This is a genomic window from Pseudomonas sp., from assembly GCF_032058845.1.
Taxonomy (GTDB): Bacteria; Pseudomonadota; Gammaproteobacteria; order Pseudomonadales; family Pseudomonadaceae; genus Aquipseudomonas.
In genome coordinates this window covers 1-23,110 of sequence record NZ_DAMCCR010000071.1, presented here as the reverse complement: position 1 = coordinate 23,110, position 23,110 = coordinate 1, and the positions used below count along the sequence as shown (strand labels likewise).

Genomic DNA, 23,110 nt, shown 5'->3' with positions numbered 1-23,110 from the left:
GATTCATTTCGCAAAACCCCTATCTGCGCATGCAGGTAGGGGTTTTGTCTTTTCTGCGTTTCAAGCTTTATTTACCTGAGGTGGAACGAGCTTGGTCAGAGCCAGTAACGAGAGCAGGCTGGCATGATTGTTATGTTTTCCATACATGATCAGGTGTAAACGACCGCCAGTGACTTTGGCAATCTGGTGCATGTTCGAAATGCAGAACGGCCAGTGTGCTGCGGGCTGATTGCATGGCGCTGACTCCCATGAACACTCTTGCATGACTTAGCTATAAGTCCGACGAGCAGTTGCTGCCCAACAAGCGTCAAACACGGGCACTGGTGCTAACGAGCGCCACCGGTATAATTCCCGGCCCTGCAAAGCATCCCAATGTGTGAGAGCCATGTCCCTGATCCCTGAAATCGATGCCTTTCTTGGCTGTCCAACCCCTGATGCCTGGATTGAAGCAGCACTGGCGGATCAAGAAACGCTACTCATCGACCATAAGAACTGCGAGTTCAAGGCTGCCAGTACAGCATTGAGCCTTATCGCCAAGTACAACGGTCATCTGGATCTGATCAACATGATGTCGCGCCTCGCCCGTGAAGAGCTGGTGCACCATGAACAGGTGTTACGTCTCATGAAGCGCCGAGGTGTGGCACTGCGTCCTGTATCCGCAGGCCGTTACGCGTCCGGATTGCGCCGAGTGGTTCGAACTCACGAGCCTGCCAAGTTGGTGGATACGCTAGTGGTGGGGGCATTTATCGAGGCGCGCAGCTGTGAACGCTTTGCAGCGTTAGTGCCGCATCTGGATGAGGAGCTGGCGACATTTTATCACGGATTGCTGAACAGTGAAGCGCGGCACTACCAGGGCTATCTGAAGCTTGCCCATCAGTATGGCGACGCCGCTGACATTGCACGGGTAATCGAGCGGGTGAGGGTGACAGAGATGGAGTTGATCAGCTCGGTAGATCAGGAGTTGCGTTTTCACAGCGGCGTGCCAATGGCTCAGGCCGCCTGATGAGGCAGGCGGCTGAGCATTCGGTTGCCTAGTAGCGACGACCCAGCAGCAGGCCCACGACCAGACCGAAGCCTGCCGAGACCGCAACGGTCTGCCACGGATGGCCACCGATATAGTCCTGAGTGGCTTCGACAACAGGCTGAGCCTTGTTACGCAGGTTGCCCGCAGCGTCCCGTGCTTCGCGCAATTTTGTGCTGATCTGCGCACGCAGTGTTTCAGCTTCTTCACCGACCAGCGAAGCGCTTTCGCTGAGCAACTTTTCAGATTCCTCGATCAGCGACTGCAAATCGCTGAACACCTGGTCCTTGATCTGTTCGCTTTCAGTTTGTGCAGTGGATTTCCTGGCCATGACATGCGTCCTCTTCAGTTGGAATTAATGAATGGATGCCGCAGGGCAGCGAAAGTTGCAATCGATTGCTGACCTTGCCAGACGCACGTGTAAAATGGCGGCCCCGTTTTCGAGCAGCAGGACATCGGCATGAGTTTCAATCTGGCCAACTTGAGCTTCGCAGAGCGCGCGCAAATCGAGGCGGAAAAATCCAGGCTCTTTGATTTCTGGCAAAGCAACCTGGGTAAAGCCAAGGCGGAAGCCGGCAGACTCATTTCGGAAAAATCCCGCCGCAAAGGTAGGTGGGCAGAGTGGGTCCGAGCAGAGCTCGACGGCCTCAATCCACCGGATTTCGCCAGCTTGGTACGCCTGGAAGTGAACAAGATGATGGCTGCCGCCGCGAACAGTCGCTGACTAATCTGTGATGGCTAGCGTGGGCGCCTGTCTACGCCGCCATTCTTCACCGGAAATCTCCCACAGCTCTTCGGGTAAGCGACCGCTCACATAGTCGCTTTCACCACGTCTGATCACGCGCATGCCTGCACGCTCCGAAAGCTTTCGCGACCCTGTGTTGCTGGCCGCCTTTGGCACCCTCATGACTGGTTGCTGCAGGTCGACAAACCAGAAGGTATCGACCACAGCGCACGCTTCGCTCATGTAGCCTTGGCCTTGCCACGCTGGCGCGAGCCAGAAGCCGCGGTTGTTATCGGGTTCGAGCATCAGACTGATGCTGCCGATCACAGCCTCAGGGTCACTCAGCAAGCGAATCGTCCAGTGCCACTGCTCGCCGCGTGCGACCGCAGGCAGGCAAACGTCTTGCACGAAACGTAGCGCCCCGTCGTCCGGGTACGGCCATGGCACGCGCGCGTTCAGATAACGCACCACCTCCCATTGACCGAAATGCAGTTGGATGGCTGCTGCGTCGCCGAGCTGCAACGGTTTTAGCAGCAAGCGGGGCGTGGTGAGTTGAGGCGTCGATGGATACATAAGCGTTATTCCTTTAACGAAAGGGCACCAGAGGCTGGCCAAACGTGCGCGGTAGATCAAGCCGTCCTTTGTATTCAAAGCGCACGGCCCCGATTGTACCGGTGGCCAGCTTGCCACTGATCACATAGGGCAATCCTTGTAGCGATGTCAGCTGGGTCATGCCATAGGCCTGACGCAAAAAAGCGAAAGCGGTCACAGTCATTGGCACCGTGATCACGTGTTCGCTGTAGCTACCGATATGTCCATGCTGATCACTGACACCAGTTGCAAAGGGCTGGTCATTGATCTGAAGCTTCAAGGCAACCCCCTTGAATTCCAGGTTCTGGTCATTGGGGTTCTGCACTCTGAGCTTGACCGCCATTCGTAGCTCCAGATCCTGGCCCGGGAGTGGATCGATGCCGATGACGTTGATGGTCAGAGGATCTTGCGGCTGGATCAGCGAACAGGCACTGAGCCCTACGGCTAACGCCAGCGCCAGTGCGCACCTGATTAGAGGGTGCAAAAGCTTAGCCATGTCGAGGTCCTCAGCCATAGGCGGATCCGCAGAGTGACACATGGCCGAGACGATCGGAAACACTGATCGTCCAGGCTACGGTTGAGGGCGCAGGTCAGTTCGTGGCCGACCAGATGCCGCGGCCGGACAAGCGCTCACGATCATGAGGTTCGTTGAAGTCCAGATGTGGACCTTTGGGAACGATGCCATTGGGATTGATGGTCGCGTGGCTGAGGTAGTAATGCTTCTGGATGTGCTCAATGCTCACGGTCGACGCGATACCTGGCCACTGGTACAGCTCACGTAGCCAGTTGGAAAGGTTGGAATAATCGCTCAAACGCCGCAGATTGCACTTGAAGTGGCCGTGATAGACCGCATCGAAACGGATTAAGGTCGTGAAGAGGCGTATGTCCGCCTCGGTCAGGTAGTCGCCTGCCAGATAGCGGGTGTGCTCAAGATGACACTCCAGGGTATCCAGTTCATTGAACACTGCATCGAACGCAGCCTCATAGGCTTCTTGGGTGGTAGCAAACCCTGCCTGATAAACGCCATTGTTGACAGCAGGGTAGATGCGCGCGTTGAGCGCATCAATGGTGGCGCGCAGCGGTTCGGGATAGAGGTCGAGCGTGTTGCCTGTCAGCTGATCGAACGCGGTGTTGAAGATGCGTATGATCTCGGCAGACTCGTTGTTGATGATGCGCTGCTCACTGCAGTCCCAGAGCACCGGGACGGTTACGCGCCCGCTGTAATGTGGATCATCGCGGGTATAGCGCTGATGAAGATACTCAAGGCCGTCAAGCCGGTCGCCTGTCGAGCCCTGCTGCGTGTCGAAGGTCCAGCCATGGTCTGCCATCAGCCAGCTGACCACCGACACATCGATCAGCGGCGTCAGACCTTTCAGCTCGCGCATGATCAGCGCGCGGTGGGCCCACGGGCAGGCCAGCGATACATAGAGATGGTACCTGCCTGCCTCAGGGGCTGGCAGCGAGTCGCGACGTTGCGCCTGTTCACGCTTGAACGCGCCGTCTTTGGTTTCATACCACTGGTCATGCCAGCAGCCATCAATCAACAAACCCATGTCCACTCCCCAACCGTTGATGATTCCGTTTGGAGCTCAGTGTAGGGAGCGGTGTTCGAATGAAAAGCGTAAAACCTGGAGGAGTTTGATCGAATCAGCGGATGAGTGTGCGCGAGTCCCAGTAGTCACGGGCGGTCTTGAAAGCCTGCTCGCGATCATTGCCCAAGCCTCGAAGTGCCAAGGCCATGGTCGATACAACGGCCAGCTCGCCATAACTGTCCTGCGCCTTGCCTTGCCAGACGTCCAGCAAGTGCTGCGGTTGCAGAGACGCGGGTTTGACGTGCCGCTGTGTACTCAGTGCCGGCCATTGTTCATCCCATGCCTCGCCGTCGGTAGTGCCATACAGATGGCTGAGCACATCAGGGTTGATTTCGATCTCTCCGCCGTCGCCTTTCACCACGATCGCATGATCGCCCAGCAAGCGGCTGGCTTCGCGGTGTACAGCCTGATAACCCGGATGGAAGATACTTTGCAGCCCGCATCGGGCACCTAGCGGATTGAGCACGCGAGCCAGCGAGTGGATAGGTGAGCGCAGGCCCAGGACGGTGCGCAGGTCGATCATCCGCTGCAGTTGAGGAGCCCAGTCCTGCAGTGGAAAAAACGCCAGTGCGTGCTGATCAAGCGCGGTTGCAACGGCTTCCCAGCTTCGGCAGAGGGGAATATCGAGCGTGTCGAGCAACTGTTCAGTGTAAAGCCGGCCAGCCGTGTGTGCGCCGCCGCCGTGCAGCAAGATGCGCACACCGTTATCAGCCAGGCACTTGGCTGCGAGCAGGTACCAAGGGAGGTGGCGTTTCTTGCCCGCATAGCTTGGCCAATCAATGTCGACGGCGATCGCTGGCGCTGCGAGGTGCTGGCGTACCGCTTCGGTGAACCCGGCCAATTCCTCTGGCGTCTCTTCTTTATGCCGCAACAACATCAGGAAGGCGCCGAGCTGTGCGTCTTCGACTGCACCTTCCAGCAACATGCCCATTGCCGCCTGTGACTCCTCACGGGTGAGGCCTCGGGCACCCCGCTTGCCTTTGCCAAGCGTGCGAACGAACGCTGCGAAGGGATGTTCTGCGGGTGTTTCCAAGGTGAGGGGGCGTGGCTCGGTCATATGCAGTTGGTTGGTTTCGGAAGGCCGGCGAGCTTGGCGGCGAGCTTGGCGGGAGTGCCATTGAACAAGCGATTGAGGTGCGGGCTGTTGCCCTTTTCCGGCCCGAGCTTCAGAGCTGCATATTTGACCAGGGGGCGGGTCGCTGGGGAGAGCTGATACTGCTGGTAGAAGTCCCTGAGGAGCGTGAGCACTTGCCAGTGATCATCAGTGAGGGCAATTCCCTCACGCAGGGCGAGTGCCTCAGCCACCGGGTGTGACCATTGCTCCAGGTCCACGAGAAAGCCATCCTTGTCCAGGCTGACGGTGTGGCCAGATACATCCAGTGTGCTCATAACCAGCTGTTGACCTTGTCGTAGCGCAGCGACAGCTCGACGAATGTCGGGTAGTCGATGGTTTGCGCCAGGTTGCTGGAAATCGCGCGGGCGGTCATGTCTTCTTCGAGCGCGAACAGGCGTCCATCCAGGCCCGCTGCGTTCAGTTGCGCGGCTGTCGCGCTGCCCATCCTGAGCGCGTTGACGGCATCTGCGCACAGCAGCACTGCATCATTGATGTCGAGCAGGCGCAGGCAGCTCTCCAGGCGGTCATCGCCGAACGGCGAATGGGCAATGACGTGCAAGGTAGCCATCAGAGGGTCACCACATGGTCGTAAAGGTTGATCAGCGCACGCAATGCGGCGTCCTCCAGGACATCGATCGGCAGGGTCAGGCGGGTCGCGTCGATGCCTCTGAGCGCCAGGCTGGACTGGCAGGCGAACAACTGATCCACACCAAACAGGGGCAATGCCTGCAGGTTGGCGGTCAGGTCTTTTTGTTCCAGCGCGGCAGGTTGCTGCGCACCCGCGAGCTGGAATACGCCGTCATCGAGAAAGAGCACGGCCAGTTCCAGGTCGAACGCGCCGCCCGCCAAGGCGATGTCCAACGCTTCACGTGCTGAGGGCCCCGACCACGGACCCTGGCGGCTGATGATCAGCATCGACTTCGCCATCTCAGTCTCCTCCAAAACAGATCAGACGATCTGCGCTCTGCGCGGCTTCATGCAATTGGCCAAGACCGGAGAGCACCCATGGCGAGGGCAAGTTGGCCGCAGGGCGCTGATAACGCTCGGCCTCTTCCTGGTTCAGTACGCCGCGACGAAGGGCAGCAGCAATGCACACCACGGCGTCGAGCTGGCGTTGTTCGATGAGCGCGCGCCATTGCGCGGCAATATCCGCTTCGTCTTGTGGGGCTACGATATTGGCGGAGGCACTGTGCACCCCCTCCTGATAGAAGAACAGGCGGGTGATGTCGTGGCCGGCTTGCAGCGCCGCTTCGGCAAAGCGAAGAGCCCGACGTGAGGAGGGCGCATGGGCGGGGGAAAAGACCGCAATCGCGAATTTCATGGACGACTCTGAAGAGGAACTGCCGCCATGATAGAGCAAAATGCCCAGGGCAGCAGTTCCCTCAATGATTACCGTGTCTTACGCCTTGGCTGGATGTTCAGGCAGAAACCAGTTGAGCAGCAACGCGCAGATGCCACCGGTGGCGACACCCGACTCCAAGACTGCGCGCACCGCGCCCGGCATGTGCGCGAGGAACTCAGGTACCTGGGCTATGCCCAGCCCCAGTGCCAGTGAGACAGCGATGATCAGCAGCGCCCTGCGATCAAGTGTGGTGCTGGCCAGAATGTTGATACCCGACGCCGCAACCGCGCCGAACATCACCATGGCGGCGCCGCCGAGCACCGGCTCGGGTACGGCCTGGATCACGCCTGCAACGCTGGGAAACAGTCCAAGCAAGACAAGCATGGCAGCGATCCAGATACCGATGTGCCGGCTGGCAATCCCGGTCAGCTGAATGACGCCGTTGTTCTGCGCGAAGATCGAACTGGGAAACGTATTGAACAGGCCAGCGAGCAGCGAGTTCGCACCGTTGACCAACACGCCGCCTTTGATCCTCTGCATCCACAGGGGGCCTTCGACGGGTTGACGCGATACCTTGCTGGTGGCCGTGACATCACCGATGGCCTCGAGCGAGGTCACCAGGTAGATGACCAGCATCGGAATGAACAGTGCCCAGGAAAACCCGAGCCCGAAATGCAGAGGCGTCGGCACCTGGAACAGCGCTGCCTCGTGCATGCCGGTGAAGTCGAGCCTGCCCAGGTAGCCTGCCAGTCCGTAGCCCACCATGAGGGCGATCACGATCGCGCAACTGCGCATCCACACCACCGGAATGCGGTTGAGCAGGACGATGATTGCCAGCACGACGCCCGAGAGCAGCAGATTTTCACGGTTGGCGAAGGTGCCATCAGCCATTGCTGAAAAGCCGCCGCCCATACTGATGAGCCCGACCTTGATCAAGGTGAGACCGATCATCAGCACGACGATGCCGGTCACCAGAGGTGTGATCAGCCGCTTGATGAACGGCAGTGCTCGCGAAATGCCCATTTCGATGAACGAGCCCGCAATCACCACGCCGAAGATAGCGGCCATCACCGCCTCGACGGGTGTGCCTTGCTGGACCATCAGGCTGCCACCGGCGATCAACGGCCCGACGAAGTTGAAGCTGGTACCCTGCACGATCAGCAGGCCTGCCCCGAATGGGCCAAAGCGTTTGCACTGCACGAAGGTGGCAATGCCTGAGATGACCAGCGACATGGAGACGATGAGGTTGGTGTCGCGGGAGGAGACCCCAAGGGCTTGGCAGATGAGCAGACCCGGTGTGACGATGGGGACAATGATTGCCAGTAGGTGTTGCAGGGCTGCTAGCAAGCCGATCAAGAGGCGGGGCTTGTCCTCCAGACCCAGAACCAGATCGTGGTCAGGCTCGGACGCTTGGGTACCGTGCTCGTGCGAAGTCATGGAGGTGTGTCCCCAGAAAAAAGGAGCGCATTCTACGGTGCGTCGAGTGTTTGGGGTAGAGGTCAGGGCGAGTGTACTGTCGCGCCTGGGCTGTCACACATTGCGCATTGATAGCGGGCAACAAAAAGCCCGCCTAAGCGGGCTTTTGCACAACACGACAGTTGCCGATCAGTCGTCGCGACCCATCAGGCCGAACAGCTGCAGCAAGCTGACGAACAGGTTGTAGATCGACACGTACAGGCTGATCGTCGCCATGATGTAGTTACGCTCACCGCCGTGGATGATCGCGCTGGTCTGGAACAGAATGCAGACCGACGAGAACAGCACGAAGCCAGCGCTGATAGCCAGTTGCAGGCCGCTGATCTGGAAGAAGAAGCTTGCCACGACGGCGCCTAGCAAGACGAAGAAGCCCGCAGTGATGAAGCCGCTGAGGAAGCTCATGTCCTTGCGGCTGATCAGCACGTAGGCCGACAGGCCACCGAAGACCAGCGCGGTCATGGCAAACGCCGAGCTGACGATTTCGGCGCCGCCAGCCATGCCGAGATAGCGGTTGAGGATCGGGCCGAGAATGAAGCCCATGAAACCGGTGAGGGCGAAAGTAGAGACCAGGCCCCACACCGAATCACGCAGCTTGGCAGTGAGGAAGAACAGGCCGTAGAAGCCGATCAGCACCACGAACACGTTCGGATAACCGACCCGCATCTGTTGAGCCATGAAGGCCATGACGCCGCTGAAGGCAAGGGTGAGCGCCAACAGTCCGTAGGTGTTACGCAGGACTTTGCTGACCTCCTGCTGCTCGATCTGCTGGCCGTCCCGAAGGGCGTAATCCTGTTCGCGCATGGCGACACTCCTAGTGGTGTTGAAACATGTAGTTGCAGGAGCATATCAGAGCCAAAGGAAAGCGCGACATAGAGAGTTTGACAGCTTGTTTCATTGAGGTATGATGGCGCCCGCAAAACAGTTGGAAGCGTGGCCGAGTGGTTTAAGGCAACGGTCTTGAAAACCGTCGATGGGCAACTATCCTAGAGTTCGAATCTCTACGCTTCCGCCACATTCAAACCCCCGAGAAATCGGGGGTTTTTGCGTTTCAGGGCAAGCAAAACCCAGGCTCCTTGTCCGCCACCGACTCGATCCGATTGGCAAGCGCTTCCACTGCCTCGCCTCCCTGAAGCGCTGCCCCGCCTCAACCATTCCCAATCACCCCTCACACCCTGCTGGCGACCGCCCCTGAGCCACCCCCGCCTTCTGCAGATCCTGATACCAGAGCCCCGCATCGTAGGCGATGGTGACCACTGTCTTGTGCGCATGCTCAGGTCGCTGCACCAACCGCTGCGCCACAGCCAGGCACGCCGCGGCGGTGTTGCCGACGAACGCGCCGCTCTGCATGTAGAAGGTCCGTTGGGCTGTGAGCATTTGCTCTTGCGAAACGGTACAGCGTTGAGCGACCAAGGCCCAGTCCAGGAACGGCGGGGTCACCCCGACTGCCATGCCCTCGAAACGATGCTCGGCGAATAGGCCGGCTTTCGAATCGCAGCCGGAGGGGTCGACCAGCACGGTCTCGACGTCGAACCCCTGATCACGCAGGCCCAGCGTGATGCCGGAGAAGCTCGCGCCGGTCCCGGCGCAGCCAACGAACAGCAGTTCCTTGCCGGCGCGGGCCTGGATCAATTGGCAGGCCAGCTCCGTAGCGGTCTGGTAGCGGTGGGCGTCGACCCCCGCGGTGTTGTTGAACTGATCGGTATAGAAGTACGACCTGCCCAGCGCCGCTTGTTGCTCCAGACGGTGGGTCACCACGTCCTTGGGCGTGGCGCCGGCCAGCAGCATGTCCTTGCCGATCAGTGTCGCGCCGAAGCATTCCAGCAGATCGCGCTTGGTCTGACTGAAGCCGAGGCCTACGGCCAGCTCCACGGCGACATTGTGTCGATGGCAGGCCGCGATCAGGCCAAAGCCGAAGTTGCCGCCGGTTTTTTCGATCACGGTAGTCTCGCCCGGGATGATGTCGCCGTTGCGCACCGCGCAGTCGATGATGTGTTTGGCGGCGCGGTACTTGTGGCTGCCGCCCGGGTTGTGCATTTCCAGTTTGGTCAGGATGCGCTCGGCGGTGCGGATCAACTTGCTCATTTGTTGATGCCCACCGGTGCGTAGTGCGGCTGTGGCTTGCTCTGCAGCACGTAGGCGGCGCTTAGCAGCAGCACGATGCACAGGCCCAGGCAGATGGCATTGGTGCCCACCCAGCCGACCGAACTCAGCAGCAGTGCCGGGCTGAAAGCGCCGAGGGTGGCGAAGATGGCGATCGCCAGATCGTTCTTGCCCTGCATCTGCATGGCGCTCGGGCTGTTCTGCAGGCTCTGTGCGAGCAGGGCGCCGCCGCCCACGTAAGTCAGGTTCCAGCCCAGACCCAGGACAATCAGCGAGACGGTCATCGCTGCATAGCCGTGCAAGGTCATGTTGAGGATGGCGCAGGCGATCAGCATTGCCAGGCCGCTGCAGAGGGTGACGCGCAGGCCGAGTTTGTCGATGATCGCGCCGGTGAAGAAGGACGGCGCGAACATGGCGATCACGTGCCACTGGATCGCCAGGCGCACGTCGGAAAACGACTCGTGCATATGCTGCATATGCATCGATGCCTGGATCATCAGCAGGTTCATGATCCCGTAGCCCACGGCGGCCACGGCCATGGCGATCACCCGTGTCGGGGTCCAGAGCGGTGCACCGGCGGCAGTTGCCTTGCTGACCGGCGCAGTCGCCGCTGGCGGCGTCGCGGCCGCAGCTGGCAAGCACAGGGCAATCGTCAGCGACAGCCCCGCCAAGCCAATGAACGCGGCGTAGCACAGCGAGAACAAGGAGTACCCGGCGACTTCGCGCAGCAGTTCAGTCAGAGTGGGGCCCACTACCGCAGCGACCACGCCGCCCGCCACGACCAGGGACAGCGCCTTGGGCTTGAGCGACTGTTGAAGATTGTCCGTGGCCGCGAAGCGGTTGAAGTTGGCGAACGCGATGTAGACCCCCAGCGCAGCGTGGCTGAGCACCAGCAGCGCGAACTGCCGATGCTCGACTGCCAGGTAACCGCATACCCCGGACGCCACCAGAGGCAGTGCGCCGAGCATGAACGCCGGTTTGCGACCGATACGGCTCATCAGCCGGGATACCGGGTAGGTGGCCAGCATCACACACAGGAACTGCACACCGTAAGGCAGGGTGGACCACTGTGCCGCCGGGGCCAGCGCGGAACCGACGATGGCCGCCATGGTGACCGACATCACCGCTGTGGTGAGGTTGATCGACTGCGCAGTGAAATACAGGTAGGTGCGGCGGGGCAGGCGGCTGTTCATGCGTTGTGCTCGCGGTAGAAGGACAGATCGGTCGAGGCATCCGGAAATTCGCAGATCAACCGCTCCTTGCTCTTGCCCAGGCGCTTGCGGCGCACGCTCAAGCGGCCGATGCGCCGAGGCGAGTCCAGGTGAGTACCGCCGCAGGGGATCTCGATGCCGCGGTAGGACCACAGCCGCGCATCCTCCAGACCTTGTACGGCGGTGTTGCCGATCACGTCTTCCAGCGCGATCAGCTCATTGGCCAGGCGCTCGATCTCACGCACCTCTTCAGTGCTGAAGGCGTCTTCGACGAGGAAGTCGAATCGCGCACCGTCTTCCTTGATGTGGCAGCCGATGGTCCACTGTTCAAGTTCCTGGCGAAGTTGAATGGCCGCCGCATACAGAAAGTGGCTGGCACTGTGCGAAAGTGTCAGACGGTCGCGGCGCAGGGCATCGATACTGATACGCGCGGGCATGTCCGGGGTCACCTGTTCAAGCAAGTGCAAATCATCCGGGTGAATCATGTGCAGAATGATCCCGCCTATCTTTCCGCCTTTGAAACCTTCAAGGCGGATAGGCGTGCCATAGAGTTTCTTCGCCCATATGAAACGCACTGTACCAACCGGTAATTCAATGGTGCCCTGATCAGCCTCCTGGCCGCCGCCTTCGGGATAGGCAACTGTGCTGTCGAGTTCCAGTGCGTCGGCATGTACGCGTGTCACTCGCGTCGAGGCCGCGGTCAGGTATTGATCTTGGTAGTACAGCTTCTCGGTGCTGCGCAGCACTTCGTTGTTCAATAGGCTATTCATTGTTCCAATACCATTTGCAGTGAAGTTTTAACCTGTACCCGAGCGCGTGCAGGGACATCCTTGCTGATGATGCAGTTGGGCCCGATGAAGACGTCGTTGCCGATGCTCACCGAGCCCAGCACAGAGGAAAATGCTCCGACCTGTACGCGGTCGCCAAGCTGTGGGTGGCGCGGGCTGGCGGGGTTATGGCTGATGCCGCGGGCGCCGAGGGTGACGCCGCCAAGGATGTAGCAGTCGTCACCGATGACGCTGGTTTCACCAATGACCGTGCCCATGCCGTGATCGATGATGAAGCGTTCACCGATACGGCTGCGGAAATGAATTTCTGCACCGGAGAGCATCTTGCCGCGGCGCGAAATCATCGCCGCCAGACACTGTGCGTCATTGACTTGAGCGATATATTGCAGGTGCACTTGATGGGCGAGGCGGTAATGAAGTACCGCTGCATAAGAGGTATAGCTTCTGGCAATGAAGATTGGATCGAATCCGGAAGCAGGATCTTTCATGGCGAAGGCCAGCAAGTCTTCGTGGCATTGCTCGGCAACGTCTTGAATCAGCGACGTGTTATTAAGCGTGTTGAACTCTGCGGCCGAACAGCATTCCAGCAATGCAGCGGTCAGCAAGTTCTTCACGGTAGAAAGTGACTCCGGTTCGAAATGAACAGGCAGTCGAATGGGTGCAGGGGTTTGCATGTCCGTATGGGCCATTGGGTCGCTTTCCAGTGATCTGGTCTCAGGTTTTGGCGTTACAGATAATTAGCGAGACACGCCGCGCAATGAATAGTGGCACTATTCAAACCCTGATGAACGAACAGTCGACAACGTTTCCAGTTAACTGTTAGCCTTAATTTCCTAACAGTTTGCGGTGACGCCATGAGCAACAGTGCTCTGTATGACTCCCTGAAGCAGCGCCTGGCCGAAGGGGAATGGCTGGCCGGGCAGCGCATGCCGTCGATTCGCAAGCTGGCGGCCGGCGAGCACAGCTACCACGATGCCGTTGCGGCCTATGCGCGTCTGGTCAGTGAAGGTGAACTGACCGCGTTCGCCGGGCGCGGCTACTTCGTGACCAGCCGTGCCGCGCAGATCGCGGTGAGCCATGACCCGCTGAGCATGGACAGCGATCCGTTGTTCCGGCTGCTGCAGGGCGGTCAGCACTACACCAAGCTGGGCTGCGGCTGGTTGCCGCCAGCGTGGCGCGACACCGATTCGCTGGCCAAGGCGATTCGGCGAACTGCACGGCTCGAGCAGAGTTCCCTGGCCGAATACGGCGACATTCTCGGTCACCTGCCCATGCGCAAGCAGTTGTGCGTGCACATGAAGCGGCAGACGCGTGTGGACGCGCGGCCCAGCCAGGTCATCACCACCCTGGGCGCCACCCAGGCGCTGGACCTGCTGGCGCGTCTGCTGATCAAGCCGGGCGACCATGTGTTCGTCGATGAGCCAGGTAATGGCAACCTGATCAGGCTCATTCAGTTGGCCGGTGGCCATGTGGTGGGCATCGCCCGCGGCCAGGACGGCCCGGACATCGCCCAGATGCAGGCGCACCTGAGCCAACACAAGGTGCGTGCCTTCTTCTGCAACAGCACGTTCCATAATCCTACCGGCGGTAACATCACTCCACACAACGCCTTCAAGGTGCTGCGCCTGGCCATCGAGCATGAGTTCTATGTGGTGGAAGACGACGTTTATGGCGATTTCAGCCCGGACATACGGCAGACCTTCGCCGAGCTGGACAACCTGGAGCGGGTCATCTACATCGGCAGTTTTTCCAAGTGCCTGTCTGCCTCATTGCGGGTCGGCTACATCGCCTGCGCGCAGGAGCTGATCGAACCCCTGACTCGCCTGAAACTGCTGACGTGCGTGGCCGTTCCGGCGTTCTGTGAACGCTTCGTCAACACCATTCTCACCGACGGCACCTATGCCCGGCACATGAAGGACGTGCAGCAGCGCCTGATCAGCCAGCAGGTCCAGACGCAAAAGTTGCTGCTGGCGCGTGGTTGGCAGTTCGACATCGAGCCGCAGGGCGGCATGTTCATCTGGGCCTATCACCCCGACGTGCCGGACCTGCAGCCGCTGATCAGTGCGCTGGAGCGGCAGAAGATCCTGCTCATGCCCGGCTCGGCATTCGCCGTCACGCGTGACTACCGGCGCTATGCGCGCATCAACTGCACACACTTCTCCCAGGACGTGGCACGGCACTTCGCCGTTACGACGTCCTGACCGCCCCGATCAACGCAACACCTGGGACCGGTCAGGCGGGCAGGTGTAATGTTCCGCGTGTGCTGAACCCTCGGCCAGCGCGCGGGACTAATCTGAATATCTCCAGTCATCACATCAAGTAGGAGCACCGGCACATGCAATTAGGAATCGTCGGGCTGGGCCGCATGGGCGGCAACATCGCAAGACGGTTGATGCGCGCGGGGCACCACATCGCCGCGCACGACCGTGATCTTCAGGCGGTCGAAACGCTGGCAGGCGAGGGCGCTGTGGCAGCCCACGACCTGGCAGCGGTCGTCAATGCGCTGCAAGCGCCTCGCGCGGTCTGGGTCATGCTTCCCGCTGGCGAGCCGACCGAGCAGACCATCGCGCAACTGGCCGATCTGCTGGAGCCTGGTGACTCGATCATCGATGGCGGCAACACCTTCTATAAAGACGACATGCGTCGCGCTGCCGAACTGGCCACGCGCGGGCTGCATTACCTCGACGTCGGCACCTCGGGCGGCGTATGGGGCCTGGAACGTGGCTACTGCATGATGATCGGTGGCGAGAAGGACGTGTTCGAGCGCCTGGAACCGCTGTTCGCTGCCCTGGCCCCCGGCGTTGGCGACATCCCGCGCACCCATGGCCTGACCGGCGAGCACCAGCGTGCCGAGCACGGCTACCTGCACGCCGGCCCGCCTGGCGCCGGCCATTACGTGAAGATGGTGCACAACGGTATCGAGTACGGCCTCATGCAGGCCTATGCCGAGGGCTTCGACCTGCTGCGCAGCAAGGGCAGCGATGAGTTGCCCGAAGCGCAGCGCTTCGACCTCAACCTGCCGGAAATCGCTGAAGTCTGGCGCCGTGGCAGCGTCATCACCTCCTGGCTGCTGGACCTGACTGCCGATGCCATGGCTGCCGACCCGCACCTGTCGCAGTTCAGCGGCTCGGTCTCCGATAGCGGCGAAGGGCGCTGGACCGTCGACGCTGCCGTCGAGCAGGCGACCCCGGTGCCGGTGTTGTCGAGCGCGCTGTTCGCCCGCTTCCGCTCGCGCCAGCAGCAAGGCACCTACGGTGACAAAGTGCTCTCGGCCATGCGCCTGGGCTTCGGTGGTCATGTGGAGAAGAAAAGCCCATGAGTGCACCGAAGACGCCCGCCGCTCCACCCTGCACGCTGTTCCTGTTCGGCGCCAGTGGCGATCTGGTCAAGCGCCTGCTGATGCCCGCGCTGTACAACCTCAGCCGTGACGGGTTGCTGGATCGCAACCTGCGCATCGTTGGCGTTGACCATAACGAGTCGACCGCCGAAGCCTTCGCCGAGCGCTTGCACGATTTCCTCGCCGAACGCGACGCCGGGGGGGAGGGGGCGCCTTCGAGCCTCGACAAAAAACTCTGGGCCAGCCTGGCCAAGCGCCTGGACTACCAGACCGGCGACTTCCTGAGTGCCGACACCTACCAGGCCGTCGGCGAACGGATCGCCCAGACCGAACACGGCAACGCAATCTTCTACCTGGCCACGTCGCCGCGCTTCTTCCCGGAAGTGGCCAAGCGCCTGGGTGAGGCCGGGTTGCTGGACGAGTCCGCCGGGGGCTTTCGCCGCATCGTGGTGGAAAAGCCTTTTGGCACCGACCTGGCCAGCGCCCAGGCCCTCAACGCGTGTCTGCTGAGCGTGATGAACGAACGGCAGATCTATCGGATCGACCATTATCTGGGCAAGGAAACCGTCCAGAACATTCTGGTCAGTCGCTTCTCCAACGGGCTGTTCGAGTCGTTCTGGAACAACCACTACATCGACCACGTGCAGATCACCGCCGCTGAAACCGTGGGTGTCGAGACCCGCGGCGCCTTCTACGACAACACCGGTGCCCTGCGCGACATGGTGCCCAATCACCTGTTTCAGCTGTTGGCCATGGTTGCTATGGAGCCGCCGGCGGCCTTCGGTGCCGATGCGGTGCGTGGTGAGAAGGCCAAGGTGATCGGCGCTATCCGGCCCTGGTCGAGCAAGCTGGCCTTGAAGAACTCGGTACGTGGCCAGTATGCCGCCGGCAAGCAGCTCGCCGGTTACCGTGATGAAGACAACGTCGATCCGGCCAGCCAGACCGAAACCTATGTGGCCCTGAAGGTGATGATCGACAACTGGCGCTGGGCCGGCGTGCCGTTCTACCTGCGCACCGGCAAGCGCATGAGTGTGCGCGACACGGAAATCGCCATCTGTTTCAAACCGGCACCGTACGCGCAGTTCCGCGATTCTGCGCTGGCACGGCCCAAGCCCAATTACCTGAAGATCCAGATCCAGCCGAACGAGGGGATGTGGTTCGACCTGCAGGCCAAGCGTCCTGGTCCGGAGCTGATCACACAGAATGTCGAACTGGGGTTTGCCTACAAGGATTTCTTCCAGATGACCCCGGCCACCGGTTACGAAACGCTGATCTACGACTGCCTGACCGGCGACCAGACCCTGTTTCAACGCGCCGACAACATCGAGAACGGCTGGCGCGCCGTGCAACCGTTCCTCGATGCCTGGGCTGAGGGAGGCGAGGTGCATGAGTATCCAGCCGGCGAAGATGGCCCGGCTGCCGGAGATGAATTGCTGACGCGCGACAAGCGTCAGTGGCATGACTTGGGCTGACTGACAGCGCCGCGCCGGGGGGGGGTATCAGGCGTGTTGAAACCCGGGCCAGGCACAGCTTGGCGAGGTCTCGACGCATTCTGCAAAGCCCCAACGGTGATCCACCGCGAACTCGATGACTGACCGCTGAGGCCCCCATGACCGCTTTGATCGAAGACTACGCCCTGCTCGGCAACTGCCGCAGCGCGGCCCTGGTCAACCGTAACGGCTCGCTAGACTGGCTGTGCCTGCCGCGCTTCGATGCGCCGGCAGTGTTTGCCAGCCTGCTGGGCAATGAAGAAAACGGTCGCTGGCGCATTGCCCCCACTGACAGTGTGGAGCACAGCGAACGCCGCTACCTGGATGACACGCTGGTGCTGGAAACCACCTACGTGACCGCTGGCGGTAGCGCGCGGGTGCTGGACCTGATGCCGCTGAGCGATGGCAATTCGGTGGTACGCATCATCGAAGGCCTGAGCGGCGAAGTGCATTTCGAGATGGATCTGGTGATGCGTTTCGACTATGGCCGTACCGTGCCCTGGGTAGAAAAACTCGATCCGCACACCCTTACGGCCGTGGCTGGCCCGGATCGCCTGGTGCTGGTCAGCAGCGTGGCGCCCCATGCCGTCGACCACCACACCGTGGCGCGATTTCGCGTCAGCGCGGGGGAGCGCGAGACGTTCAGCCTGCGCCACGAGCCTTCGCACCTGCCGGTGCAACCGGGTTTCGACATCGACTATGTGTTCGGGCAGACCGTGGACCAATGGCGGACCTTCGCTGGGCGCTGCCCGGAGGTCGGGACTTACAGCAAGCAGGTCAGGCGTTCGCTGATCACCCTCAAAGCCATGACCTACGCACCCACCGGCGGCATCGTCGCGGCGGTGACCACCTCTTTGCCCGAGCGCCTGGGCGGTGAGCGCAACTGGGATTATCGCTATTGCTGGCTGCGTGACGCGACCATGACCCTCTTGGCGTTTCTCAACCTGGGTTATGTGGAGGAGGCGCAGGCCTGGCGCGAGTGGTTGTTGCGTTCGGTGGCCGGCAACCCCGAGCAGATGCAGATCATGTACGGCCTTGCCGGCGAGCGCGATCTGCAGGAATACGACCTGCCATGGCTGGCCGGCTACGAGCATTCCAAACCGGTACGCGTCGGCAACGGCGCTGCGGGGCAACGCCAACTGGACATCTATGGCGAGGTGGCCGATGCCATGAGCCAGGCGATCAAGGCCGGTTTGCCGCGCCATCCGCGCAGCGCAGCCATCGCCCGCCTGATTCTGCCGTTCGTGGAAAGCATCTGGCGTGAGCCGGACGAAGGTATCTGGGAAGTGCGCGGGCAGCGCCAGCACTTCGTGCATTCAAAGGTGATGGCCTGGGTCGCTTTCGACCGCTCGGCGAGTCTGGCAGAGACCGAGCAGGATGCCGAGCGCGGCCAGCATTATCGCGAGATCGCCAATCAGATACACCGCGAAGTCTGCGAACAGGGGCTGGACCCGAGTGGTCAGTATTTTGTCCAGGCCTATGGCTCGAAAGAGATGGATGCCAGTCTGCTGCAGATCGCCCTGACCGGTTTCCTGCCGGCCACTGACCCCCGTTTCGTGCGCACCGTGGAGCAGATCGAGCGGCGCCTGTTGCAGGACGGCCTGTTGATGCGCTACGACACCGACAGTTGCACCGATGGGCTGAGCGCGGGCGAAGGCACGTTCCTGGTCTGTACCTTCTGGCTGTGCGATGTCTACGTACTGCTGGACCGCAAGGACGAAGCGCGCGCGCTGTACGAGCGGCTGTTGGGGTTGTGCAACGATGTCGGCCTGCTGGCCGAGCAGTACGACCCACGCAGCCAGCGCATGCTCGGTAACTTCCCTCAGGCATTCAGCCACATCGGCATCATCAACAGCGCCTTGACCCTGCACCGCGCCGAAACACCTGTACTCGATCGCACCACCTGCGGCGAATAGCCAGGCCAGGGGGCAGGGCTATAGTAAAGCCTGTCCCCTCTAGCGGAGCCGCCCGATGCGCCTGATCAGCCGTGAACCCTGGTGGCTCGTGCCGCCCAAACCCGGTCAGCACGAAGCCGATCTGCACTGGGGCTACCTGGAAATCTACGCCGACGGCCGAACGGTGTTCGTTGATCAGCGCCCGACCGCGCGCGAGATGGCCGAGCGCAAGAGCTGCCGTCATTTTCCTGGAGCGGATGCGCCGGCCGCGTCAATCTTCCAGCGCTGACAGCCGCGCTTCCAGGGCCGCGATGCGGGCTTCCAGCGCTTCGATGCGATCTTCCGAAACCGCCGCACTGTTGCGCGGTGCATCACCCGGGCCACCGTGCTGACGCGCGGCCAGGATCGCGTCGATCTGCGCCGGGTCGCCCAAGGCGTGGGTATAGCGATCCTCGCGCTGTCCCGCTTGGCGGGGCAGGTGCAGGGCCAGCTCGCGGGTCACCAGGCGCTCGAGCTGGTGCTGCACCTGATCGAGGTCTTCGAAGGCGTGCAGGCGCTGGCTACGCGCGAGCAGCTCGCTGAGGGTCTGCGGGCCGCGAAGGAACAGGAGCCCCAGCAGCACGCGCTGCGCGGGCACCAGTTCCAGGGCCTTGTCCAGGCGATGCTCCCAGCGGTCGGCGCGGCTACCCATCTGCAGACGCGCCATGTCCTGGCCTTCCAGTGCGCGCAAGGCCTGGCCCACCTGGCCGGCGCTGAGGTTCAGGACCGGTTCGCGGCTGGTCTTCTGGTTGCACGCCACGACCAGCGCGTTGAGGGTCAACGGGTAGCTTTCCGGGCTGGTGGCTTGCTTTTCGATCAGTGAGCCGAGGACGCGGATCTCGACTTCATTGAAGCGTGCAGTGTCCGCGCTGTGCTGGTCTGACATGGCCTTGCCTCGATGCGATGAAAAGGCCACTAGCGTAGGAGGTGGCTGGGGGGTTAGGCAATGGTCATGCGCAGTGCCGGGTCAGCCGGCCAGCCGTCGCTGGCCGGCGCAGGGTCAGGCGCTGTGACGGTCCATCGCCTCGCAGGCGGCGGCCGTGAAGATGACATCGGTGGAGGAGTTGAGCGCGGTTTCTGCCGAGTCCTGCAACACCCCGATGATGAAGCCGACCGCTACCACCTGCATGGCGACTTCGCTGGGAATGCCGAACAGGCCACAGGCCAGCGGAATCAACAGTAACGACCCGCCCGCGACCCCTGAAGCACCACAGGCACAGATCGACGCCACCACGCTCAGCAGCAGGGCGGTGGGCAGGTCGACATGAATGCCCAGGGTATGCACGGCGGCGAGCGTCAGCACGGTGATGGTGATGGCGGCGCCGGCCATGTTGATGGTGGCGCCGAGCGGGATCGATACTGAATACGTGTCTTCATGCAGGCCGAGCTTTTCCGCCAACGCCAGGTTGACCGGGATGTTGGCTGCCGAGCTGCGGGTGAAGAACGCGGTAATGCCGCTTTCACGCAGGCATTGCAGGACCAGCGGGTAGGGGTTGCGACGGATCATGCAGAAGGTGATCAGCGGGTTGATCACCAGCGCCACGCCGAGCATGCAGCCGATCAGCACGGCAAGCAGGTGCACGTAACCCATCAGCGCCTGCAGGCCCGTCTGGGCCAGGGTCGAGGCGACCAGGCCAAAGATGCCCAACGGCGCAAAGCGAATCACCAGGCGTACCAGATCAGTCACTGCCGTGGCCAGATCATCGACCAGTCCGCGCGTAGCCTTGCCGGCCTTGCGCAGCAGCACGCCCAGGGCGATGCCCCAGGTGAGTATGCCGATGAAGTTGGCCTCGATCAGGGCCTTTACCGGGTTCTGCACTGCACTGAGCAACAGCCCCTGCAGCACCTCGCCGATACCACCGGGTGCGCTCAGATCACTCTGCTGCACATTGAGCACCAGGGTTGAGGGAAACTGCATGCTGACCACCACGGCCAGTGCCGCGGCAGAGAAGGTGCCGAACAGGTACAGCCAGAGAATCGGCCGGATGTGCGTTTGCTGGCCCTGTTGATGGTTGGCGATGGCAGCGATCACCAGTACGAACACCAGAATCGGCGCCACCGCTTTCAATGCAGAGACGAAGACCGTGCCCGGGAGGGTCAGGTCGGCAGCCACGGCAGGTGCGAAAATCGCCAGCAGAATGCCGGCGATCAGGGCGATGACGATCTGGGTGACCAGGCTGATGCGGTTGAGCAGGCGGAAGACGACGGACATGTGCAGCGGAGCCTCGAGCGATGAGCGGCGGACTCTACCATAGGCCGCCGCGTGCCGTTCAGGAGCGGTGTCAGGCGTTGTCTCGAATCTGGCGGCGCTCGCCCTTGTTGTGTTGAAACGGGCCGCGAGGCCGGCCCCGGCCCTGCGTCCTCAACCCAGCACCCTCACTGGACGTTCTTGGCCGAGCGTCCCAGACCGGGCGTCCCTGACCGGGCGTCCCCAACGTCATCCCCATGTGCTTCAGTACGCTGCGCGTCTGGCCCGCTTCGCGGGACAGCCACCGGCCATGCCCAGCCTTCGCGCAGACATTTCACTCAGATGCTGGCCGTGAACAGTGCGCGCTGTGCGCCCTCGGTAATGGCAACGATCCCGGGATGCTTGACCTTGCGCTCCACGGAAATGGCGTAGAACGCTTCGGTCACCGCGTCAGTCTGGCCGATCAACTGCACGGCGCACTGCCGGCAGACTTCTTCGGCGATCACACTCGGTGCCACGAACAAACCGCTGCCTGACTGACCGAATGCCTGCATCAACGCACTGTCATCGAACTCGCCGATGATCTGCGGCTGCACCTGCTGCTCGGCCAGCCAGCGTAGCAGGCGGCTGCGCAGCATGGTGTCCTGCCCGGGAATCAGCAGCGGTGCGTTGTCCAGGCACGCCGGGAAGGCAGTCGGCAACTGGCGGGCCAGGGCGGGGCTGGCGAAGAAGCTCAGCCCGGATTCCCCCAGCTTCTGGCTGTAGCCCTTGATGTCCAGGTGGCTGGGCATGGGGCTGTCGGAGATGACCAGGTCCAGGCGCTGGATGGCGAGGTCGGCCAATAGCCGGTCAAGCTGGCCCTCGCGGCAACTGATGCGCAGCGCGCGCTCCAATTCCATGGCGGGCGCCAGCAGGCGGTAGACGATCGACTTGGGCACCATGTCTGCCACCCCTACGCGAAACAGCACTGGCTGCTCGTCGGGAGAGGTGCGCAGCAGGGTTTCCAGTTCCCCGGCGATCTGAAACATCTGGTCGGCATAGGTCAGCGTGCGCCGGCCGCTTTCAGTGAGTTCGAGGTGGCGCCCAACCCGCTGGAACAGCGTGATGCCATGCGCCTGTTCGAACAGGCTGATCTGCCCGCTGATGGTCTGCGGGGTCAGATTCAGCTGTTCGCTGGCGCGAGCGATGCTGCCCGTCCTGGCTGTGACCCAGAAGTAGTGGAGCTGACGATAATTGAGCATCAGACGCGCGTTCGCTTCGGAAATACCGAAGTATACCCATGAAAAAACCGAATTTTCCTGATGATTATTGCCCGCTAACATGCCCGCAATGCCGCGCCTGGCGCGGCCCAACGATGCCATCGCAGAGACCTGAACCATGGACTACCTGTTGCAACTTGCCTCAAACCCTACTGCTTGGGTGGCGCTGGCCACGTTGGTGGCAATGGAAGTCGTGCTGGGTATCGATAACCTGATCTTCATCTCGATCCTCACCAACAAGCTGCCGGTTGCCTATCGTTCCAAGGCGCGTCGTATCGGTATCAGCATGGCGCTGGTGATGCGCCTGGCGCTGCTCAGCACCGTGGCCTGGATCGTGCAACTGACCGAGCCGGTGTTCGAGGTGTTCGGGCATGCGTTCTCCTGGAAAGACATGATCCTGATTGCCGGTGGCCTGTTCCTGCTGTGGAAGGCGACCAAGGAGATTCACGAGAGCGTCGACCCGCATGGCGCCAAGGAAGAGGCCAAGGCCGGTTCGACGGTGACCCTGGGTTTCAGCGCGGCCATCGTGCAGATCCTGATCCTCGACATCGTGTTCTCGATCGACAGCATCATCACCGCCGTGGGCATGACCGAGCACCTGCCGATCATGGTCATCGCCGTGATCAGCGCCGTCATCGTGATGCTGGTGGCCGCCGACCCGCTGGCCAAGTTCATCAGCGACAACCCGACCGTCGTGATGCTGGCCCTGGGCTTCCTGATCATGATCGGCATGACCTTGATCGCCGAAGGTTTTGGCGCTCATGTGCCGAAGGGTTATGTGTATGCGGCCATGGCCTTCTCGACCTTGATCGAGCTGCTCAACATCATGGCGCGCCGGGCACGCACCAAAGGTAATGCAACCAAGGGTTAGGCATCGTCACGCCGCGTTGCACTGCGGCAGCTAGCGCTCGAGCGTGGGCCGCGGCGACGCCGCAGGCTCGAG

26 protein-coding genes and 1 tRNA gene are annotated in these 23,110 nt (G+C 61.5%); 9 read left to right on the top strand and 18 right to left on the bottom strand.

Annotated features, from left to right (window positions below):
* The first annotated feature begins 385 nt into the window (after positions 1 to 385).
* On the top strand, positions 386 to 1,003 hold the full coding sequence (locus RT028_RS14220; RefSeq protein WP_312935766.1) for a tRNA-(ms[2]io[6]A)-hydroxylase: 618 nt from the start codon (positions 386 to 388) through the stop codon (positions 1,001 to 1,003).
* A gap of 28 nt (positions 1,004 to 1,031) precedes the next feature.
* On the opposite strand, the gene RT028_RS14215 is transcribed toward RT028_RS14220, so the two are convergent.
* Positions 1,032 to 1,352, bottom strand: a complete 321-nt coding sequence (locus RT028_RS14215; RefSeq protein ID WP_312935765.1) for a YqjD family protein — start codon at positions 1,350 to 1,352, stop codon at positions 1,032 to 1,034.
* A gap of 129 nt (positions 1,353 to 1,481) precedes the next feature.
* On the opposite strand from RT028_RS14215, the gene RT028_RS14210 reads away from it, so the two are divergent.
* Complete coding sequence (locus RT028_RS14210) at positions 1,482 to 1,745, top strand: hypothetical protein (protein WP_312935764.1); 264 nt, start codon at positions 1,482 to 1,484, stop codon at positions 1,743 to 1,745.
* Here the strand turns inward: RT028_RS14210 and RT028_RS14205 are convergent, their stop codons facing one another.
* From RT028_RS14205 to RT028_RS14160, 10 genes are all read right to left on the bottom strand, one after another.
* Complete coding sequence (locus RT028_RS14205; RefSeq protein WP_312935763.1) at positions 1,746 to 2,318, bottom strand: GNAT family N-acetyltransferase; 573 nt, start codon at positions 2,316 to 2,318, stop codon at positions 1,746 to 1,748. It abuts the gene before it with no gap.
* Between the two features lie 13 nt (positions 2,319 to 2,331).
* Positions 2,332 to 2,832: an LEA type 2 family protein gene (locus RT028_RS14200; RefSeq protein ID WP_312935767.1), complete on the bottom strand. Its 501-nt coding sequence runs from the start codon at positions 2,830 to 2,832 to the stop codon at positions 2,332 to 2,334.
* 94 nt (positions 2,833 to 2,926) lie between these two features.
* Positions 2,927 to 3,889, bottom strand: a complete 963-nt coding sequence (locus RT028_RS14195; protein ID WP_312935762.1) for a glutathione S-transferase family protein — start codon at positions 3,887 to 3,889, stop codon at positions 2,927 to 2,929.
* A 94-nt stretch (positions 3,890 to 3,983) separates the two neighbouring features.
* A complete protein-coding gene (locus RT028_RS14190) occupies positions 3,984 to 4,985 on the bottom strand; it encodes a glycosyl transferase family protein (RefSeq protein ID WP_312935761.1) in 1,002 nt (333 codons plus the stop codon).
* The gene (locus RT028_RS14185; RefSeq protein WP_312935760.1) at positions 4,982 to 5,317 is read right to left on the bottom strand and encodes a TusE/DsrC/DsvC family sulfur relay protein; all 336 of its coding nucleotides are present in this window, start codon (positions 5,315 to 5,317) and stop codon (positions 4,982 to 4,984) included. Before RT028_RS14185 ends, RT028_RS14190 begins: the two co-directional genes overlap by 4 nt.
* Positions 5,314 to 5,610: a sulfurtransferase complex subunit TusB gene (gene tusB / locus RT028_RS14180; RefSeq protein WP_312935759.1), complete on the bottom strand. Its 297-nt coding sequence runs from the start codon at positions 5,608 to 5,610 to the stop codon at positions 5,314 to 5,316. Before tusB ends, RT028_RS14185 begins: the two co-directional genes overlap by 4 nt.
* The gene (tusC, locus tag RT028_RS14175) at positions 5,610 to 5,969 is read right to left on the bottom strand and encodes a sulfurtransferase complex subunit TusC (RefSeq protein ID WP_312935758.1); all 360 of its coding nucleotides are present in this window, start codon (positions 5,967 to 5,969) and stop codon (positions 5,610 to 5,612) included. The genes tusB and tusC overlap by 1 nt, the downstream gene beginning before the upstream one ends.
* 1 nt (position 5,970) lies before the next feature.
* Positions 5,971 to 6,363: a sulfurtransferase complex subunit TusD gene (tusD, locus tag RT028_RS14170; protein WP_312935757.1), complete on the bottom strand. Its 393-nt coding sequence runs from the start codon at positions 6,361 to 6,363 to the stop codon at positions 5,971 to 5,973.
* Positions 6,364 to 6,441: 78 nt separating this feature from the next.
* The gene (locus RT028_RS14165) at positions 6,442 to 7,821 is read right to left on the bottom strand and encodes a nucleobase:cation symporter-2 family protein (protein WP_312935756.1); all 1,380 of its coding nucleotides are present in this window, start codon (positions 7,819 to 7,821) and stop codon (positions 6,442 to 6,444) included.
* Positions 7,822 to 7,989: 168 nt separating this feature from the next.
* Entirely contained in the window at positions 7,990 to 8,661 is a 672-nt protein-coding gene (locus RT028_RS14160; protein WP_312935755.1) for a Bax inhibitor-1/YccA family protein, read from the bottom strand.
* A gap of 123 nt (positions 8,662 to 8,784) precedes the next feature.
* Here RT028_RS14160 and RT028_RS14155 point away from each other — a divergent pair.
* A tRNA-Ser gene (locus RT028_RS14155) sits at positions 8,785 to 8,872 on the top strand.
* 146 nt (positions 8,873 to 9,018) lie between these two features.
* Here RT028_RS14155 and RT028_RS14150 read toward each other — a convergent pair.
* From RT028_RS14150 to RT028_RS14135, 4 genes are read right to left on the bottom strand one after another with little or no spacing between them, the layout of a single operon-like run.
* On the bottom strand, positions 9,019 to 9,942 hold the full coding sequence (locus RT028_RS14150) for a pyridoxal-phosphate dependent enzyme (protein ID WP_312935754.1): 924 nt from the start codon (positions 9,940 to 9,942) through the stop codon (positions 9,019 to 9,021).
* The gene (locus RT028_RS14145) at positions 9,939 to 11,153 is read right to left on the bottom strand and encodes an MFS transporter (RefSeq protein WP_312935753.1); all 1,215 of its coding nucleotides are present in this window, start codon (positions 11,151 to 11,153) and stop codon (positions 9,939 to 9,941) included. The genes RT028_RS14150 and RT028_RS14145 overlap by 4 nt, the downstream gene beginning before the upstream one ends.
* Positions 11,150 to 11,941, bottom strand: coding sequence for an alanyl-tRNA editing protein (locus tag RT028_RS14140; RefSeq protein ID WP_312935752.1), 792 nt, complete (start codon positions 11,939 to 11,941; stop codon positions 11,150 to 11,152). Before RT028_RS14140 ends, RT028_RS14145 begins: the two co-directional genes overlap by 4 nt.
* Entirely contained in the window at positions 11,938 to 12,648 is a 711-nt protein-coding gene (locus RT028_RS14135; RefSeq protein ID WP_312935751.1) for a serine O-acetyltransferase, read from the bottom strand. The genes RT028_RS14140 and RT028_RS14135 overlap by 4 nt, the downstream gene beginning before the upstream one ends.
* Positions 12,649 to 12,813: 165 nt before the next feature.
* Here RT028_RS14135 and RT028_RS14130 point away from each other — a divergent pair, with 165 nt between their 5' ends.
* The 5 genes from RT028_RS14130 (at position 12,814) to RT028_RS14110 (ending at position 18,970) form a co-directional block, all read left to right on the top strand.
* Positions 12,814 to 14,160 (top strand): PLP-dependent aminotransferase family protein, encoded by a 1,347-nt coding sequence (locus tag RT028_RS14130; RefSeq protein ID WP_312935750.1) that lies wholly within the window; start codon positions 12,814 to 12,816, stop codon positions 14,158 to 14,160.
* Positions 14,161 to 14,294: 134 nt separating this feature from the next.
* Positions 14,295 to 15,278 carry a phosphogluconate dehydrogenase (NAD(+)-dependent, decarboxylating) gene (gene gnd / locus RT028_RS14125; protein ID WP_312935749.1) on the top strand — a complete coding sequence of 328 codons (984 nt, stop codon included), beginning with the start codon at positions 14,295 to 14,297 and terminating at the stop codon, positions 15,276 to 15,278.
* Positions 15,275 to 16,768: a glucose-6-phosphate dehydrogenase gene (gene zwf / locus RT028_RS14120; RefSeq protein WP_312935748.1), complete on the top strand. Its 1,494-nt coding sequence runs from the start codon at positions 15,275 to 15,277 to the stop codon at positions 16,766 to 16,768. The genes gnd and zwf overlap by 4 nt, the downstream gene beginning before the upstream one ends.
* A 137-nt stretch (positions 16,769 to 16,905) precedes the next feature.
* On the top strand, positions 16,906 to 18,702 hold the full coding sequence (locus RT028_RS14115) for a glycoside hydrolase family 15 protein (RefSeq protein WP_312935747.1): 1,797 nt from the start codon (positions 16,906 to 16,908) through the stop codon (positions 18,700 to 18,702).
* A 55-nt stretch (positions 18,703 to 18,757) separates the two neighbouring features.
* On the top strand, positions 18,758 to 18,970 hold the full coding sequence (locus RT028_RS14110) for a hypothetical protein (protein WP_312935746.1): 213 nt from the start codon (positions 18,758 to 18,760) through the stop codon (positions 18,968 to 18,970).
* Here the strand turns inward: RT028_RS14110 and RT028_RS14105 are convergent.
* From RT028_RS14105 to nhaR, 3 genes are all read right to left on the bottom strand, one after another.
* Positions 18,953 to 19,606, bottom strand: coding sequence for a YceH family protein (locus RT028_RS14105; protein ID WP_312935745.1), 654 nt, complete (start codon positions 19,604 to 19,606; stop codon positions 18,953 to 18,955). The genes RT028_RS14110 and RT028_RS14105 overlap by 18 nt on opposite strands.
* Before the next feature lie 114 nt (positions 19,607 to 19,720).
* Complete coding sequence (gene sstT, locus RT028_RS14100) at positions 19,721 to 20,932, bottom strand: serine/threonine transporter SstT (protein ID WP_312935744.1); 1,212 nt, start codon at positions 20,930 to 20,932, stop codon at positions 19,721 to 19,723.
* Positions 20,933 to 21,246: 314 nt separating this feature from the next.
* Positions 21,247 to 22,149 carry a transcriptional activator NhaR gene (nhaR, locus tag RT028_RS14095; protein ID WP_312935743.1) on the bottom strand — a complete coding sequence of 301 codons (903 nt, stop codon included), beginning with the start codon at positions 22,147 to 22,149 and terminating at the stop codon, positions 21,247 to 21,249.
* A 136-nt stretch (positions 22,150 to 22,285) separates the two neighbouring features.
* On the opposite strand from nhaR, the gene RT028_RS14090 reads away from it, so the two are divergent.
* Positions 22,286 to 23,038, top strand: coding sequence for a TerC family protein (locus tag RT028_RS14090; RefSeq protein WP_312935742.1), 753 nt, complete (start codon positions 22,286 to 22,288; stop codon positions 23,036 to 23,038).
* The last annotated feature ends 72 nt before the right edge of the window (positions 23,039 to 23,110 follow it).

Excerpts from the sequence above, each read along its gene's own strand:
- RT028_RS14160 (WP_312935755.1), bottom strand. The coding sequence starts at position 8,661 with ATGCGCGAACAGGATTACGCCCTTCGGGACGGCCAGCAGATCGAGCAG.
- tusD (WP_312935757.1), bottom strand. The coding sequence starts at position 6,363 with ATGAAATTCGCGATTGCGGTCTTTTCCCCCGCCCATGCGCCCTCCTCA.
- RT028_RS14190 (WP_312935761.1), bottom strand. The coding sequence starts at position 4,985 with ATGACCGAGCCACGCCCCCTCACCTTGGAAACACCCGCAGAACATCCC.
- RT028_RS14115 (WP_312935747.1), top strand. The coding sequence starts at position 16,906 with ATGACCGCTTTGATCGAAGACTACGCCCTGCTCGGCAACTGCCGCAGC.
- RT028_RS14165 (WP_312935756.1), bottom strand. The coding sequence starts at position 7,821 with ATGACTTCGCACGAGCACGGTACCCAAGCGTCCGAGCCTGACCACGAT.
- RT028_RS14140 (WP_312935752.1), bottom strand. The coding sequence starts at position 11,941 with ATGAATAGCCTATTGAACAACGAAGTGCTGCGCAGCACCGAGAAGCTG.
- RT028_RS14145 (WP_312935753.1), bottom strand. The coding sequence starts at position 11,153 with ATGAACAGCCGCCTGCCCCGCCGCACCTACCTGTATTTCACTGCGCAG.
- RT028_RS14195 (WP_312935762.1), bottom strand. The coding sequence starts at position 3,889 with ATGGGTTTGTTGATTGATGGCTGCTGGCATGACCAGTGGTATGAAACC.
- RT028_RS14205 (WP_312935763.1), bottom strand. The coding sequence starts at position 2,318 with ATGTATCCATCGACGCCTCAACTCACCACGCCCCGCTTGCTGCTAAAA.
- RT028_RS14135 (WP_312935751.1), bottom strand. The coding sequence starts at position 12,648 with ATGGCCCATACGGACATGCAAACCCCTGCACCCATTCGACTGCCTGTT.
- RT028_RS14110 (WP_312935746.1), top strand. The coding sequence starts at position 18,758 with ATGCGCCTGATCAGCCGTGAACCCTGGTGGCTCGTGCCGCCCAAACCC.
- tusB (WP_312935759.1), bottom strand. The coding sequence starts at position 5,610 with ATGGCTACCTTGCACGTCATTGCCCATTCGCCGTTCGGCGATGACCGC.
- sstT (WP_312935744.1), bottom strand. The coding sequence starts at position 20,932 with ATGTCCGTCGTCTTCCGCCTGCTCAACCGCATCAGCCTGGTCACCCAG.
- RT028_RS14185 (WP_312935760.1), bottom strand. The coding sequence starts at position 5,317 with ATGAGCACACTGGATGTATCTGGCCACACCGTCAGCCTGGACAAGGAT.
- RT028_RS14200 (WP_312935767.1), bottom strand. The coding sequence starts at position 2,832 with ATGGCTAAGCTTTTGCACCCTCTAATCAGGTGCGCACTGGCGCTGGCG.
- gnd (WP_312935749.1), top strand. The coding sequence starts at position 14,295 with ATGCAATTAGGAATCGTCGGGCTGGGCCGCATGGGCGGCAACATCGCA.
- RT028_RS14105 (WP_312935745.1), bottom strand. The coding sequence starts at position 19,606 with ATGTCAGACCAGCACAGCGCGGACACTGCACGCTTCAATGAAGTCGAG.
- RT028_RS14210 (WP_312935764.1), top strand. The coding sequence starts at position 1,482 with ATGAGTTTCAATCTGGCCAACTTGAGCTTCGCAGAGCGCGCGCAAATC.
- tusC (WP_312935758.1), bottom strand. The coding sequence starts at position 5,969 with ATGGCGAAGTCGATGCTGATCATCAGCCGCCAGGGTCCGTGGTCGGGG.
- RT028_RS14130 (WP_312935750.1), top strand. The coding sequence starts at position 12,814 with ATGAGCAACAGTGCTCTGTATGACTCCCTGAAGCAGCGCCTGGCCGAA.
- zwf (WP_312935748.1), top strand. The coding sequence starts at position 15,275 with ATGAGTGCACCGAAGACGCCCGCCGCTCCACCCTGCACGCTGTTCCTG.
- nhaR (WP_312935743.1), bottom strand. The coding sequence starts at position 22,149 with ATGCTCAATTATCGTCAGCTCCACTACTTCTGGGTCACAGCCAGGACG.
- RT028_RS14150 (WP_312935754.1), bottom strand. The coding sequence starts at position 9,942 with ATGAGCAAGTTGATCCGCACCGCCGAGCGCATCCTGACCAAACTGGAA.
- RT028_RS14090 (WP_312935742.1), top strand. The coding sequence starts at position 22,286 with ATGGACTACCTGTTGCAACTTGCCTCAAACCCTACTGCTTGGGTGGCG.
- RT028_RS14220 (WP_312935766.1), top strand. The coding sequence starts at position 386 with ATGTCCCTGATCCCTGAAATCGATGCCTTTCTTGGCTGTCCAACCCCT.
- RT028_RS14215 (WP_312935765.1), bottom strand. The coding sequence starts at position 1,352 with ATGGCCAGGAAATCCACTGCACAAACTGAAAGCGAACAGATCAAGGAC.